Source organism: Variovorax boronicumulans (assembly GCF_029892485.1).
GTDB classification, from domain to species: domain Bacteria; phylum Pseudomonadota; class Gammaproteobacteria; order Burkholderiales; family Burkholderiaceae_C; genus Variovorax; species Variovorax boronicumulans_B.
The window spans coordinates 1-12,872 of the sequence record NZ_JARXVG010000002.1 but is presented as its reverse complement, the minus strand read 5'-3'; the positions used below and the strand labels follow the sequence as shown (position 1 = coordinate 12,872).

14 protein-coding genes are annotated in these 12,872 nt (G+C 66.0%); 9 read left to right on the top strand and 5 right to left on the bottom strand.

Translation table 11 applies throughout. The annotated features are described in order from the left end of the window. The first annotated feature begins 170 nt into the window (after nucleotides 1-170). Genes M2282_RS05250 through M2282_RS05230 form a run of 5 tightly spaced genes read left to right on the top strand, consistent with a single transcriptional unit; the run spans nucleotide 171 to nucleotide 5,801 of the window. Nucleotides 171-1,316, top strand: coding sequence for a branched-chain amino acid ABC transporter substrate-binding protein (locus M2282_RS05250; RefSeq protein ID WP_280807733.1), 1,146 nt, complete (start codon nucleotides 171-173; stop codon nucleotides 1,314-1,316). A gap of 11 nt (nucleotides 1,317-1,327) precedes the next feature. Continuing rightward, nucleotides 1,328-2,233, top strand: a complete 906-nt coding sequence (locus M2282_RS05245) for a delta(1)-pyrroline-2-carboxylate reductase family protein (protein WP_280807732.1) — start codon at nucleotides 1,328-1,330, stop codon at nucleotides 2,231-2,233. Between the two features lie 13 nt (nucleotides 2,234-2,246). Then, nucleotides 2,247-3,419, top strand: a complete 1,173-nt coding sequence (locus M2282_RS05240) for an NAD(P)/FAD-dependent oxidoreductase (RefSeq protein ID WP_280807731.1) — start codon at nucleotides 2,247-2,249, stop codon at nucleotides 3,417-3,419. A gap of 47 nt (nucleotides 3,420-3,466) precedes the next feature. Beyond that, on the top strand, nucleotides 3,467-4,492 hold the full coding sequence (locus tag M2282_RS05235; RefSeq protein ID WP_280807730.1) for a class I fructose-bisphosphate aldolase: 1,026 nt from the start codon (nucleotides 3,467-3,469) through the stop codon (nucleotides 4,490-4,492). 13 nt (nucleotides 4,493-4,505) lie between these two features. Continuing rightward, nucleotides 4,506-5,801: an acetyl-CoA hydrolase/transferase family protein gene (locus M2282_RS05230; RefSeq protein WP_280807729.1), complete on the top strand. Its 1,296-nt coding sequence runs from the start codon at nucleotides 4,506-4,508 to the stop codon at nucleotides 5,799-5,801. On the opposite strand, the gene msrA is transcribed toward M2282_RS05230, so the two are convergent. From msrA to M2282_RS05210, 4 genes are all read right to left on the bottom strand, one after another. Next, nucleotides 5,802-6,503 (bottom strand): peptide-methionine (S)-S-oxide reductase MsrA, encoded by a 702-nt coding sequence (msrA, locus tag M2282_RS05225; RefSeq protein WP_280807728.1) that lies wholly within the window; start codon nucleotides 6,501-6,503, stop codon nucleotides 5,802-5,804. A gap of 105 nt (nucleotides 6,504-6,608) precedes the next feature. Beyond that, nucleotides 6,609-6,845, bottom strand: coding sequence for a pentapeptide MXKDX repeat protein (locus M2282_RS05220; protein WP_280807727.1), 237 nt, complete (start codon nucleotides 6,843-6,845; stop codon nucleotides 6,609-6,611). A 76-nt stretch (nucleotides 6,846-6,921) separates the two neighbouring features. Continuing rightward, nucleotides 6,922-7,713, bottom strand: a complete 792-nt coding sequence (locus tag M2282_RS05215) for a molybdopterin-binding protein (protein ID WP_280807726.1) — start codon at nucleotides 7,711-7,713, stop codon at nucleotides 6,922-6,924. Then, nucleotides 7,710-8,345 carry a cytochrome b/b6 domain-containing protein gene (locus tag M2282_RS05210; RefSeq protein WP_280807725.1) on the bottom strand — a complete coding sequence of 212 codons (636 nt, stop codon included), beginning with the start codon at nucleotides 8,343-8,345 and terminating at the stop codon, nucleotides 7,710-7,712. The genes M2282_RS05215 and M2282_RS05210 overlap by 4 nt, the downstream gene beginning before the upstream one ends. Before the next feature lie 96 nt (nucleotides 8,346-8,441). Here M2282_RS05210 and M2282_RS05205 point away from each other — a divergent pair, with 96 nt between their 5' ends. Further along, the gene (locus M2282_RS05205) at nucleotides 8,442-9,170 is read left to right on the top strand and encodes a response regulator transcription factor (RefSeq protein ID WP_280807724.1); all 729 of its coding nucleotides are present in this window, start codon (nucleotides 8,442-8,444) and stop codon (nucleotides 9,168-9,170) included. Further along, the gene (locus M2282_RS05200; protein ID WP_432422867.1) at nucleotides 9,167-10,657 is read left to right on the top strand and encodes an ATP-binding protein; all 1,491 of its coding nucleotides are present in this window, start codon (nucleotides 9,167-9,169) and stop codon (nucleotides 10,655-10,657) included. The genes M2282_RS05205 and M2282_RS05200 overlap by 4 nt, the downstream gene beginning before the upstream one ends. 6 nt (nucleotides 10,658-10,663) lie before the next feature. On the opposite strand, the gene M2282_RS05195 is transcribed toward M2282_RS05200, so the two are convergent. Next, nucleotides 10,664-11,152 (bottom strand): YcxB family protein, encoded by a 489-nt coding sequence (locus tag M2282_RS05195; protein ID WP_280807723.1) that lies wholly within the window; start codon nucleotides 11,150-11,152, stop codon nucleotides 10,664-10,666. A gap of 61 nt (nucleotides 11,153-11,213) precedes the next feature. Here M2282_RS05195 and M2282_RS05190 point away from each other — a divergent pair, with 61 nt between their 5' ends. Together M2282_RS05190 and M2282_RS05185 are read left to right on the top strand one after the other, a co-directional pair. Then, nucleotides 11,214-11,336, top strand: a complete 123-nt coding sequence (locus M2282_RS05190; protein ID WP_280807722.1) for a hypothetical protein — start codon at nucleotides 11,214-11,216, stop codon at nucleotides 11,334-11,336. Between the two features lie 262 nt (nucleotides 11,337-11,598). After that, a partial coding sequence (locus tag M2282_RS05185) for an ABC transporter transmembrane domain-containing protein (RefSeq protein ID WP_280807721.1) occupies nucleotides 11,599-12,872 on the top strand: 1,274 nt, incomplete at its 3' end.

Genomic DNA, 12,872 nt, shown 5'->3' with positions numbered 1-12,872 from the left:
TGCCTGTTGTCTCTTCTGTCCTGCTGCCGCAAGCACCTGCCGTGCCCGGCGGTCTCGTTGTCCGGTCCTTCCGGCGGTGCACAACGTTGTGAGTATTTAGCGTTTGTTTCGCATGCCGCCGCGACTCTATTCTGCGGCTCGACCCCGCCAACGATATGAGGAGACTTCCGATGATTGTCTTGCGCACCCGTCGCACTGCCCTGGGCATTGCACTGGCTTCCGTTCTTGGTCTGCCCACCGCCGCGCTCGCGCAGGCCGAGCAGACCGTCACCATCGGCCACGCCGGCTCGCTCACCGGCGGCGCCGCCCACTGGGGCAAGGACAACGACAACGGGGCGCGCCTTGCGGTCGAAGACCTGAACAAGCAGGGCCTCGTCATCGGCGGCAAGAAGATCAAGTTCGTGCTGCAGTCCGAAGACGACCAGGCCGACCCGAAGCAGGCCATGGTGGTCGCCAACAAGCTGGCCGACATGGGCGTCAAGGGCATGCTCGGCCACTTCAACTCGGGCGCCGCGATCCCGGCCTCGGCCGTCTACAGCCGCGCGGGCCTGCCCGACGTGTCGACCGCCACCAACCCGACCTTCACCAAGCAGGGCTACAACAACGTCTTCCGCATCCTGGCGAGCGACGACGACGTGGGCATGGCCATTGCCGACTTCACGGTGAAAGACCTCAAGGCCAGGAAGATCGCGGTGATCGACGACCGCACCGCCTACGGCCAGGGCGCGGCCGAGGTGTTCACGCGCGGCGTGAAGGGCCTGGGCGGCACCATCGTCGCGCAGGAGTTCGGCAGCGACAAGGCCACCGACTTCATGGCCATCCTCACCAGCATCAAGGCCAAGCAGCCCGACGTGGTGTTCTACGGCGGCATGGACGCGCAGGGCGGCCTGATCGCACGGCAGATGAAGCAGCTGGGCATTACCGCCAAGCTGCTGGGCACCGATGGCCTGTGCACCAACGAGGTCGCCAAGATCAGCGCAGGCGCGGTCGACGACCTGCTGTACTGCACGCGCGGCGGCAAGGAGATCGAGAAGACTTCCAAGGGTGCAGAGTTCGAGCAGCGCTACAAGGCCCGCTTCGGCGTCGAGGTGCTGACCTATGCGCCGTACCTCTACGACGCCATGATGGCGCTCGCCGCCGGCATGCGCGCGGCCAACTCGGTCGAACCCGAGGCCTACCTGCCCGCGATGCGCAAGGTGAAGTTCGACGGCGTCACCGGCGCCATCAGCTTCGATGCCAAGGGCAACCTGCAGAAGCCGGACTTCACCGTCTTCACCTACAAGGACGGCAAGCGCGTCCGAGTGGCCGGCTCCTGAACTCGGCACGCATGCGGACGCTGAACGCGGCGGAAACGGCAGCGGCGCTGCCTTACGGGGCGCTGGTCGAGGCGCTGCTGCAGATGTTCGAGCGAGAGCGCCGGGGCGAGGCGCATGCCGCGACCCGGACCTCGGTGCCGCTCGCGGGCGGCGGCGTGCTGCTGCTGATGCCTGCGGCGGACGCGCGCTTCGCAGCGCTCAAGACCGTGACCGTGCATGCAGCGAACGCCGGACTCGGATTGCCCGTGGTGCAGGGCGAGGTCACGCTGATGGACGCCGCCACCGGCGCCCGGCTGCTAGCGATGGACGGCAATGTGTTGACCGCGCGTCGCACCGCGGCGTTGTCGCTGGCCGGAGCCGCAAGGGCAGGGCGCGTTGTCGGTGGCCGCATGTTGCTGATCGGCGCGGGCGTGCAGGCGCGTTCGCATGCCGAGGCGTTTGCGGAAGTCGCAGGCGTGCGCCATCTGTGGATTCACGCGCGCACCGAAGCTCATGCCGAACAACTGGCGCAGCACATGCGCACGCTCGGCGTGGACGCCAGCGCAATCGCCGATCCGGCGCAGGTCAGCGAAAAGGCCGACGTGATCGTCGCCACGACCAATTCTTCGACACCCGTGATCCCGCCGAAGGTGCGACCGGACGCAACGGTGATCGCCGTCGGCGCCTACCGCGCCGACATGGCCGAGGTGCCGCCCGAACTCGTGCGCCGCTGCGCCGTGTTTGTGGATACGCTGGAGGGTGCGCGCAACGAGGCGGGCGACCTGATTCAGGCGGGCGTCGACTGGTCCACCGTGCAGGCCTTCGCCAACGCGGAGCCGGCAACGCAAGACCGGCCGGTGCTGATCAAGACCGTGGGGCATGCGCTGTGGGATCTGGCGGCGGCGCAACTGGCGTACACGCATCAACAGCAACGATGAACGGAAGACATTCATGCGGCGAGTGGTGATCATCGGCGGCGGGGCCATCGGCTCGGCCATCGCGTACTTTCTGACCCAGGACCCGGAGGCGGAGCCTTTCGAGGTCACGGTGGTCGAGCGCGACTTCTCGTACAAGCAGGCCTCGTCGGCGCTGTCGGCCAGTTCGATCCGCCAGCAGTTCTCCACCGCCATCAACATCGAGATGTCGCTCTACGGCATCGACTTCTTCCGGCATCTGGGCGAGACCTTGCGCGTCGGCGACGACGTGCCGGACATCGGCCTCGTCGAGCCGGGCTACCTGTACCTGGCTTCTGCTGCGGGCGTGGAGGTGCTGCGCGAGAACCACGCAACGCAGAAGGCGCACGCGGTGGACGTGGCGCTGATGACGCCCGACGAACTGAAGGCGCGCTTCCCATGGATATCGACCGAGGGCGTCGAACTCGCATCGCTGGGCCTCTCGGGCGAGGGCTGGTATGACGGCTACAGCCTGCTGCAGGCCTTCCGCAAGAAGGCCGCGTCGCAGGGGGTGCGGTACGTGCAGGCGCATGCGACGGGGCTGCGGCGCAACGGCCGCACAGTCACCGCCGTGCAGCTGGACAGCGGCGAGACGCTCGAAGCCGACATCGTCGTCAACGCCGCAGGCGCCTGGGCCGCGAAGGTGGCCGGATGGGCCGGCATCGACCTGCCGGTGCGCGGCCGACGCCGCAGCGTGTTCAGCTTCTCATGTCCCGAGACGCTGCCGGGCTGCCCGCTGATCATCGACACCTCGGGCATCTGGCTGCGCCCCGAAGGCCGCCAGTTCATCTGCGGCTTTGCGCCGCCCGAAGACCAGGACCACGACGACGCGCCGCTCGATGTCGAGTACGGCGCCTTCGACGAACTCATCTGGCCCGCGCTGGCCGAACGCATTCCCGCCTTCGAAGCCATCCGCATGACTGGCGCCTGGGCCGGCTACTACGAGATGAACGTGTTTGACCACAACGCGATCCTCGGCCTGCACCCGGACTGCGACAACCTGTTCTTCGCGAACGGCTTCTCGGGCCACGGGCTGCAGCAATGCCCGGCTGCGGGGCGCGGCATTGCGGAGCTGATCCGCTTCGGCGGTTACCGCAGCCTCGACCTTTCGCCGGTCTCGTTCGCGCGCATCCTGGACAACAAGCCCTTGCTCGAGAAGAACGTGATCTAGATGCAGCGGGGGCAGGGGCGTACCATGCCCGCCAGAAAGGTGCCCCAATGACTGCACAGACATTGATCGATACCGCCCAGGCGCTGGTCGCCGGCAACAAGGGCCTGCTCGCGATGGACGAGAGCAATGCCACCTGCAACAAGCGCTTCGCCGCGCTGGGCATTCCGCAAACGGCGGATGCCAGGCGCGACTGGCGCGAGCTGATCGTCACTGCGCCCGGCCTCGCCGGCAGCATCAGTGGCGCGATCCTGTTCGATGAAACGATCCGCCAGAAAACCAATGCAGGCAAGCCTTTCGCCCAGGCGCTGGCCGACGCGGGAATCATCCCCGGCATCAAGGTCGATACGGGCGCGAAGGCGTTGCCCGGCCATCCGGGTGAGACCGTCACCGAAGGCCTCGATGGCCTGCGCGAGCGGCTGGCCGAGTACGTCGGCATGGGCGCCCGCTTCGCCAAGTGGCGCGGGGTGATCGCCATTGGCGACGGCTTGCCCACGCGGGCCTGCATCGATGTCAACGCGCATGCGCTCGCACGCTACGCGGCGTTGTGCCAGGAGGCCGGCGTCGTGCCCATCGTCGAGCCTGAAGTGCTGATGGACGGCGACCATTCGCTCGCGCGATGCGCCGAGGTCACCGAAGAGGTCTTGCGCGAAGTGTTCATCCAGCTGAATGCGCAGGGCGTGGTGCTCGAAGGCATGCTGCTCAAGCCGAACATGGTGCTGCCGGGGCAAGGCAGCAAGACGCAAGACAGCGTGGATGCGGTGGCCGATGCCACGGTCGCGTGCCTCTTGCGTACGGTGCCGGCCGCCGTGCCGGGCGTGGCGTTTCTCTCGGGCGGGCAGTCGGCGCAACTGGCTTCCGCGCGGCTCAACGCGATGAACCTGAAGTTCAAGTCGCGCATGCCCTGGGCGCTGACCTTCTCGTTCTCGCGTGCCGTGCAGCAACCGGCGCTCGACCTCTGGAAGGGCCAGGCCGCCAACGTCGCACAGGCCCAGCAGGCGCTCGTGTTCCGCACGGGCTGCAACAAGGCCGCGCGCGGCGGCAGCTACGACGCGCAGGCCGATGCGCCTCGATGAACAGAAAGAACGAATGACTGTCCAGGATCAGTACGCGAAGAAACGCGTCTCCGCCGCCGATGCCGTGCGCCTGGTGCGCAACGGCGATCTCATCATCGTGCCGACCGGCGTCGGCGAGCCGCCGTCGTTGCTCACGGCGTTGTCCGAACAACGCCGCGATTTCCGCGACGTCAAGGTCGCGCAGATCCTCGCGATGCGCAGGTACGCCTACATCGATCCCGAGACGGTGGAGCATGTGCGGCACGTCGCGCTGTTCTTCGGCGGCGCCACGCGCGCGGGCGGGCAGGAGGGGTGGATCGATTTCATCCCCAACTACTTCTCGGAGATTCCCGCGCAGATCGAGCGCGGCCAGATCCCTGCCGAGGTGGTCTTCAGCATGGCCTCGCCGATGGACGCGCACGGCTACTTCGCGCTGAGCCTGGGTGCCGACTACACGATGGCCGCTGTTGCCAAGGCGCGCGCAGTAGTGCTCGAGGTGAACCCGAACGTGCCCTTCGCGCACGGCAACTGCCATGTGCACATCTCGCAGGTGGCCGCGCTGGTCGAAAGCGATGCGCCGGTCATGGAAGTAGGCCTCCCGAAGATCGGCCCGGTGCAGGAGGCCATCGGCAAGCACGTGGCCGACCTGATCGACGACGGCTCGACGCTGCAGATCGGCTACGGCGGCATTCCCGATGCGGTGGTGATGCAGCTCACGCACAAGCACGACCTGGGCATCCACACCGAGATGATCGGCGATGGCATCCTCACGCTGATCGAAAGCGGTGCCGTCACCAATCGGCGCAAGAACTACCTGCCCGGCAAGACCATCGCCACATTCGCGCTGGGGTCCGGCAAGCTTTACCGCTTCATGGACCGCAATCCGTCGCTGGAGATGCATCCAGTGAACTTCACCAACGACCCTGCGCTCGCGGGGTTGAACGACAACCTGATCGCCATCAACGCCACCTTGCAGATCGACCTGCTGGGCCAGTGCGGCTCAGAAAGCCTGGGGCACGCGCCGTACTCGGGCACGGGCGGACAGTCGGACTTCGTGCGCGCGGCCAATCGTTCGCGCGGCGGCAAGGCCTTCATCGTGGTGCCCTCGACGGCGAAGGGCGACACCATCTCGCGCATCGTGCCCTCGCTGTCGCCCGGGACGCATGTGAGCACGAGCAAGAACGACATCAACTATGTGGTCACCGAATACGGCGTGGCGCAGCTGCGCGGCAAGTCGGCCAAGCAGCGGGCGCAGGAACTCATCGCGATCGCGCACCCGGATTTCCGGACGGAGCTCACCGAACAGGCGAAGCGCGCGAAGCTGCTCTGATCAACTCGCCTTCGCCGCGCGCACCAATGACGGCGTGGCCTTGTAGCTCTCAGGGAACAGCTTCTTCAGGTCGTCGATCTTGGGCATGTCGTTGATCGCGATGTAGGGCTGGCTCGGGTTGAGCGTGAGGTAGTCCTGGTGGTAGTCCTCGGCCGCGTAGAAGGGCTTGGACACCTCGATGGTGGTCGCGAGCGGTTTGCCGAAGGTCTTGGCCTGGTTCAGCTGCGCGATGTATTCCTTGGCGATGCGGGCCTGCTCGGCGTTCTCGGCGAACACGGTGGAGCGGTATTGCGTGCCGGTGTCGGGGCCTTGCCGGTTCAGCTCGGTCGGGTCGTGCGCCACCGAAAAGTAGATCTGCAGCAGCTTGCCGTAGCTGATCTGCTTGGGGTCGTAGGTGATGCGCACCGATTCGGCATGGCCGGTGCGGCCCGAGCCCACTTCGTCGTAGCGCGCGGTCTTGGCGTCGCCGCCGGCATAGCCCGACACCGCGTTGCTCACGCCCTTGACGCGCTGGAACACGCCCTGCACGCCCCAGAAGCAGCCGCCCGCGAAGACGGCGGTTTCGGTTTTTGCGCTGGCCGGGGCGGCCAGGTCGGCGGTGGGGGCGGGCACGCGTCTGGCCGGTTCGGCGAAGGAGGGCACGGCATACCAGACCAGGGCTGCGGCAGCCAGTGCGCCAGCGGTGAGTGCGAGGGATTTCATGGTTTGTCCTTGAGGGGGCCTTGAGAAGGGTTGCGCCTGCAGGCAAGAAGCCGGTGGATTCGGCGACATTGCCGCCGAATCCACCGGCCGTCAATGGCGCGCCGCTTACTTCTTCATCTCGTCCTTGCCCATGCTGTCTTTCTTCATGGCGTCCTTGGACATGGAGTCCTTGGCCATCGAATCCTTCTTCATTCCGTCTTTGGCCATGGAATCCTTGGCCATCGAGTCTTTCTTCATCGCGTCTTTCGACATCGAATCCTTGGCCATTTCGTCCGCGGCAAAGGCCGAGGCGCCGGCAAAGGCCATGCAGGTTGCGAGCAGGGTTGCGGTGAGCTTGTTCATTGGAAATCCTTGAGTTGAGGTTGAGGTCTTTGCTTTCGCGTTTTTCATCGGCAGTTCAGGCGTCGCAAACGACGCCTCAGCTCCCTCCGAACCAGTTGTAGCCCTGGTCTTCCCAGTAGCCACCTGTGTAGGTGTTGGTGACGAAAATCGCCTTGATGTGCTTGGGGTTCTTGTAGCCAAGCTTGGTCGGCATCCGCAGCTTCATCGGGAAGCCGTATTTGGGCGGCAGCGGCTGGCCGTCGTAGGTGAGCGCCAGAAGCGTCTGCGGGTGCAGCGCGGTGGGCATGTCGATGCTGGTGTAGTAGTCGTCGGCGCACTTGAACCCGACGTATTTGGCGGTGGTGTCCGCGCCGATGTGGCGCAGAAAGTCGGCAAAGCGCACGCCGCCCCACTTGCCGATGGCGCTCCAGCCCTCCACGCAGATGTGCCGCGTGACCTGGTCGTGCTGCGGCATGGCGCGCAGCTCGGGCAGCGCCCAGCTGCGCTTGTCGGCGACCATGCCGGTCACTTCGAGCTTGTAGGTAGCTTCGTCGACTTCGCGGATCTCGTCCTCGCCGTAGTAGGCGTTGAACGGAAAGGGACGCGTGATCATCGATTCGGGGAAAGTCTCGGCCAGTTGCGTGGGGCTGAAGATGAGGCCCTGCACCTCGTCGTTGAAGCGCGAGATCTTCGAGAGGGCGGCTTCCACGTTCTTGTCGTCGCTGATGCTGCAACCCGTGAGCAGCGAGAGGCCACCCAGCGTGAGCGAACGCTGCAGGAAGGCGCGGCGCGCAGGCTGGTCGAGGTTCTTCGCGATCAGCGTGCGGGCTTCGCGCACCACGGCATCGCCGTCGACGCCGCTCATCTTGGGGGCTTTGAAGATATTCATGATTGCTTGGAGGTGCGGCCGCGGATCATCGTGAGAAGCGTGCGAGGCACCAGCGCCACCATCACCAGGTGCAGGGCCACGAAGGCTACGAGCGTGGCCATGCCGAAGAAATGGATGCGGCGCGCAAACTCGTAGCCGCCCAACAGGTCGCGCAGCACGGCGAACTGCACCGACTTCCACAGCACCAGGCCCGAGAGCACGATCACCACGATGTCGAGCATCACGAACAGGTAGGCCAGGCGCTGAACGCTGTTGTAGCGGCGCGGGTCGGCATGCGAGAGCTTGCCTTTGAGGGCAGCGAGCGCGTCGTGCCAGATGCCGGCCGGCGTGACCGGGAAGAACTTCGCGGCAAGCCGCCCACTGGCAATGTTGATGGCCAGGTACACGAACCCGTTGAACACCAGCAGCCACATCGCCGCAAAGTGCCACTGCAGCGCGCCGCCGAGCCAGCCGCCGAGCGTCACCGGGTTCGGAATGCTGAACGTAAAGAACGGCGCCGCGTTGTAGATGCGCCAGCCACTGGTCACCAGCACGAGCACGGCCAGGGCGTTGAGCCAGTGGGTGATGCGCATCCACAGCGGGTGGATGGGGCGGGCATCGGGTGCAGTGCTTGCGAGGGCTGTGCTGTTCATGGGGTGGATTCTTGGGCGCACCCCATGGCCGATTCATCACGCAAAGTTCAATTAATCGTGATAACTCCCGGGCCGGTATCGCAGGACAATCGCGGGATGGACACCCCCAAACGCGTGCTGATCGTCGAGGACGACGCCCACATCGCCGAACTGCTTCGCATGCACCTGCGCGACGAGGGCTATGAAGTGCATCACGCCGCCGACGGCCACGCGGGCCTGCGCGAACTGGAGCGCGGCAACTGGGACGCGTTGGTGCTCGATCTGATGCTGCCCGGCGTCGACGGCCTCGAGATCTGCCGCCGCGCCCGTGCCATGGCGCGCTACACGCCGATCATCATCATCAGTGCCCGCTCGAGCGAAGTGCACCGCATCCTCGGGCTGGAGCTGGGCGCCGACGACTACCTGGCCAAGCCCTTCTCGGTGCTGGAGCTGGTGGCGCGGGTGAAGGCGCTGATGCGGCGCACCGACGCGCTGGCGCGCAATGCGCGCATGGAGTCGGGCAGCCTCACGCTCGGCAACCTGGACATCGAGCCGCTGGCGCGCGAGGTGCGCGTGGATGGCAAGCTCATCGAGCTCACGCCGCGCGAGTTCGACCTGCTGTATTTCTTTGCGCGCAACCCCGGCAAGGTGTTTTCGCGGCTGGACTTGCTCAACCAAGTGTGGGGCTACCAGCACGACGGCTACGAGCACACGGTCAACACGCACATCAACCGGCTGCGCACCAAGGTCGAGGCCGATCCGGCCGAGCCGCGGCGCATCCTCACCGTGTGGGGGCGGGGCTACAAGCTCTCGCCGACGGGCGCTGGAGAAGAGGGCGCTACATGATGGCTTGGGCCACGCTTTCGCGCCGTCTCTCGATGGTGTTCGCGGCGCTGCTGCTGGCCTGCTACGGCGCTTCGGCGTGGCTGCAGATGCGATCGAGCGGGTTGCACGAGCAGGAGGTGGTGCAGCGCCTGTCGGGCGGGCTCGCCGCGCACATCGCCGGGAACTCCGAGCTGATGCAGCCCGGAGGCCTGAACCAGGCCGCGGTGAAGGACCTGTTCGACAAGCTGATGGCCGTCAACCCCAGCGTGGAGGTCTACCTGCTGGGCCTCGATGGCCGCATCGAGGCACAGGCCGCGCCGCCCGGCCACATGAAGCGCGACCGTGTCGCGCTGGAACCGATCCGCAAGCTGCTGTCGGGCGCGCCGCTGCCCATCCTGGGCGACGATCCGCGCAGCGCCGATGCGGCCAAGGTGTTCAGCGCCGCGCCGCTGAAGATGGGCGGGCGCGATGCCGGCTATGTGTACGTGGTGCTGCAGGGCGAGGACTACGACGCGCTCGCGGCCCATGTCGCGACCGACAACGTGCTGCGCACCACGCTCTGGTCGATGGCGCTGGTCGCGTTGCTCGGGCTCATTGCGGGGCTGGCGGCGTTCCGGCTCATCACGCGGCCGCTGCGCGAGTTGACGAAGGCGGTCAAGCGCTTCGAGACCGAGGGCATCGCCTCGCTCGAAAGCGAGACGCCCACGCTGGAGCGGCTCTCGCACGGCAGCGACGAGATCGCTTTGCTGGGCCAGGCCTTCACGCAAATGACGCGCCGCATCGCGGAGCAATGGCGCGAGCTCACGCTGCAGGACCAGCAGCGTCGCGAGCTCTTCGCGAACATCTCGCACGACCTGCGCACGCCGCTCACATCGCTGCACGGTTACCTCGAAACCCTGTTGCTCAAGGCCGGCACGCTCAGCGACGAAGAGCGTCGGCGCTACCTGGAGATCGCGCTCGGCCAGAGCCGCAAGGTGGGCCGGCTGGCGCAGGAGCTGTTCGAGCTCGCGCGGCTCGAATACGGCGTGGTCAAGCCCGAGAAGGAGAACTTCGCACTCGCCGACCTGGTGCAGGACGTGTTCCAGAAGTTCGAACTCGCGGCCGAGGCGCGGCACCAGCAGCTCAAGCCCGACATCGCGCCGGGCCTACCGGTGGTGTCGGCCGACCTCGGGATGATCGAACGCGTGCTGACCAACCTGCTGGACAACGCCATCCGCCACACGCCGGCCGGCGGAGAAATCGAAGTGCAGCTGCGGCCCGCAAATACCGGTGTGGCGGTGCAGGTGAGCGACACGGGGCCGGGCATTCCGGGCGAGTTGCAGAAGGGGCTTTTCGTGCGGCCCGTGTTCATGAGCGGTGCGCGCAGCGACGGTTCGGGCAACGGTGGGTTGGGGCTGGTGATCGTGCAGCGCATCCTGCAGCTGCATGGCAGCGACATCCGGCTGGTGCCGCAGGCGGGCAAGGGCGCGGTGTTCCGCTTTCAGTTGAGCGGCGCCGCGGGCGCCTGAGTCGCCTCAGGTCTCCGGGCCGACGTGGCGGTTCAGCTGCTCGACGAGCGCGGGGACGTCGAAGCCTTGCGATGCCACCGACTTGGGCAGCACGTGGAAGAGCCGCGGCATCAGGTACATCAGCACGAAGCGGTCGTCCTGGCGCCACTTGAGCACGTTCGCCCAGATGAGCCGGCTCTCGCCATGCGCGGCACGGATGCGCAGCGCGTCTTCCAGGAGGTCCACCGAGAACTCGTCCTGGATCGCCTTGTACTTGCGGTAGTGGCGGCGTGCGCTCATCGGCAGGGCGATGTAGCGCATGGCCAGCAGCACCAGCGTGCCGCCGACGAGGCCGCCCAGCGCACCCGACTGGATCTGGCGCGAACCGAAGATCGCAGCCAGCAGCAGCCCGACGGCGATCGCAATCACCACCCATCGCGCGAGGCGCGGCAGCCTGCCGTAGAGCCGCATCGCATCGACGTAGTCGTCTTCCGAAATAGTGAATGTCGCGGTCATCGCGTGGTGCTCTCCCGTGGTTTGCCTGTGCCGGTCGGCCTGGGGGCGATGCTACAAGAGCATGGCGACCCAACCCAAGGAGACATGGCGGATCTTGCTGATCTGCGTGTTTGCGTTCCGCAAGGGGATCATGGGCGAGATCATTGCGTTCATCGACACGCGTAAGGGGCGCGGATCGCATTGAGCGGGCATTGACTGATCGGAAACGTTTGGGACACGGGGGTTTCTTGGGCTGACATTGCGTTGTTGCCAGTCCTCTAAGTCTTGTTCTTTCTCACTGCGTTCAACCCAAAGACAAGCCCTCACGATATCTTCCGAAGATCTGAACCGCAGAGTTCAGCATCGGGAGAGATCGAATGGAAAGCACGATGGCGAGCCCCTCCGGGGCCGCCGCAAAGCCAAGTGCGCGTGAAGGATCAAGAGAGGCGGAACCGTCGATTTTGGCGATGGCTTCCTTGGCGGCGCTGTGCACCATTGCGCGCTTTCACCAGGTCGCAGCGGATGCGTCATTGCTGGCGCACCAACTGGGCCTGACGCCTTCCGAGCCCGTCGACACTTCCACGCTGCTGCGCGCAGCCAAGCAACTGGGTCTCAAGGCCAAGTCCTCCCGCACTACCCCCGAGCGGTTGTCCCTGACGCCGCTCCCCGCCCTGGCCGTGCTGCGCAACGAAGACGGCAGCGAACGCTTCGTCATCCTCGCCCAGTGCGATGCCCAGCGCGTACTGCTGCAAGACCCTGCGGCCGACAGCGCACGCCCCGTCATCGAACCCCTGGACGTCTTCGCCGCCCACTGGACCGGCGAACTCATCCTCATCACCAGCCGTGCTGCCCTCGCGGGCGAACTCGCCAAGTTCGACTTCTCCTGGTTCATCCCCAGCCTCGTCAAGCACCGCAAGCTGCTGGGCGAAGTGCTCTTCATCTCCTTCATCCTGCAGCTCTTTGCGCTGGTCAGCCCGCTGTTCTTCCAGGTCGTCATGGACAAGGTGCTCGTGCACCGCGGCATGACCACGCTGGACGTGCTCGTCATCGGCCTTGTGGTCGTCGTCGTCTTTGAGTCGCTGCTGAACGGCCTGCGCAGCTACGTCTTCAGCCACACCACGAATCGCATCGATGTCGAACTCGGTGCGCGCCTGTTCCGGCATCTCGTGCAATTGCCCCTGGCCTATTTCCAGGCCCGGCGCGTCGGTGACTCGGTCGCCCGCGTGCGCGAACTGGAGAACATCCGCAGCTTCCTCACTGGCAATGCGCTCACCGTGCTGCTGGATGTCGTCTTCTCCCTTGTCTTCGTGGCGGTCATGCTGTTCTACAGCGTGCCTTTGACGCTGATCGTGCTCGTGAGCATGCCGCTGTACTTCGGCCTCAGCCTCGCGGTCGTGCCCATCCTGCGCCGGCGCCTGGACGAGAAGTTCGCGCGCGGTGCCGAGAACCAGGCCATGCTGGTGGAGACCGTCAGTGCCATCCAGACGGTCAAGGCCACCGCGCTCGAGCCCGCCTTCGGACGCCGCTGGGACAACCAGCTCGCGGCCTACGTCTCAGCCAGCTTCCGGACCCAGAACCTCGCCAGTTGGGCGCACGAAGGCGTCAACCTCATCGGCAAGCTCGTCAACTCCGCCACCCTCTGGTACGGCGCACACCTTGTCATGAACAACGAGCTGACCGTCGGCCAGTTCGTCGCCTTCAACATGTTCGCCCAGCGCGTGAGCCAGCCCATCATGCGCAT

Coding starts and splice junctions, on each gene's coding strand:
- M2282_RS05250 (WP_280807733.1), top strand. CDS start 171: ATGATTGTCTTGCGCACCCGTCGCACTGCCCTGGGCATTGCACTGGCT.
- M2282_RS05245 (WP_280807732.1), top strand. CDS start 1,328: ATGCGGACGCTGAACGCGGCGGAAACGGCAGCGGCGCTGCCTTACGGG.
- M2282_RS05240 (WP_280807731.1), top strand. CDS start 2,247: ATGCGGCGAGTGGTGATCATCGGCGGCGGGGCCATCGGCTCGGCCATC.
- M2282_RS05235 (WP_280807730.1), top strand. CDS start 3,467: ATGACTGCACAGACATTGATCGATACCGCCCAGGCGCTGGTCGCCGGC.
- M2282_RS05230 (WP_280807729.1), top strand. CDS start 4,506: ATGACTGTCCAGGATCAGTACGCGAAGAAACGCGTCTCCGCCGCCGAT.
- msrA (WP_280807728.1), bottom strand. CDS start 6,503: ATGAAATCCCTCGCACTCACCGCTGGCGCACTGGCTGCCGCAGCCCTG.
- M2282_RS05220 (WP_280807727.1), bottom strand. CDS start 6,845: ATGAACAAGCTCACCGCAACCCTGCTCGCAACCTGCATGGCCTTTGCC.
- M2282_RS05215 (WP_280807726.1), bottom strand. CDS start 7,713: ATGAATATCTTCAAAGCCCCCAAGATGAGCGGCGTCGACGGCGATGCC.
- M2282_RS05210 (WP_280807725.1), bottom strand. CDS start 8,345: ATGAACAGCACAGCCCTCGCAAGCACTGCACCCGATGCCCGCCCCATC.
- M2282_RS05205 (WP_280807724.1), top strand. CDS start 8,442: ATGGACACCCCCAAACGCGTGCTGATCGTCGAGGACGACGCCCACATC.
- M2282_RS05200 (WP_432422867.1), top strand. CDS start 9,167: ATGATGGCTTGGGCCACGCTTTCGCGCCGTCTCTCGATGGTGTTCGCG.
- M2282_RS05195 (WP_280807723.1), bottom strand. CDS start 11,152: ATGACCGCGACATTCACTATTTCGGAAGACGACTACGTCGATGCGATG.
- M2282_RS05190 (WP_280807722.1), top strand. CDS start 11,214: ATGGCGACCCAACCCAAGGAGACATGGCGGATCTTGCTGATCTGCGTG.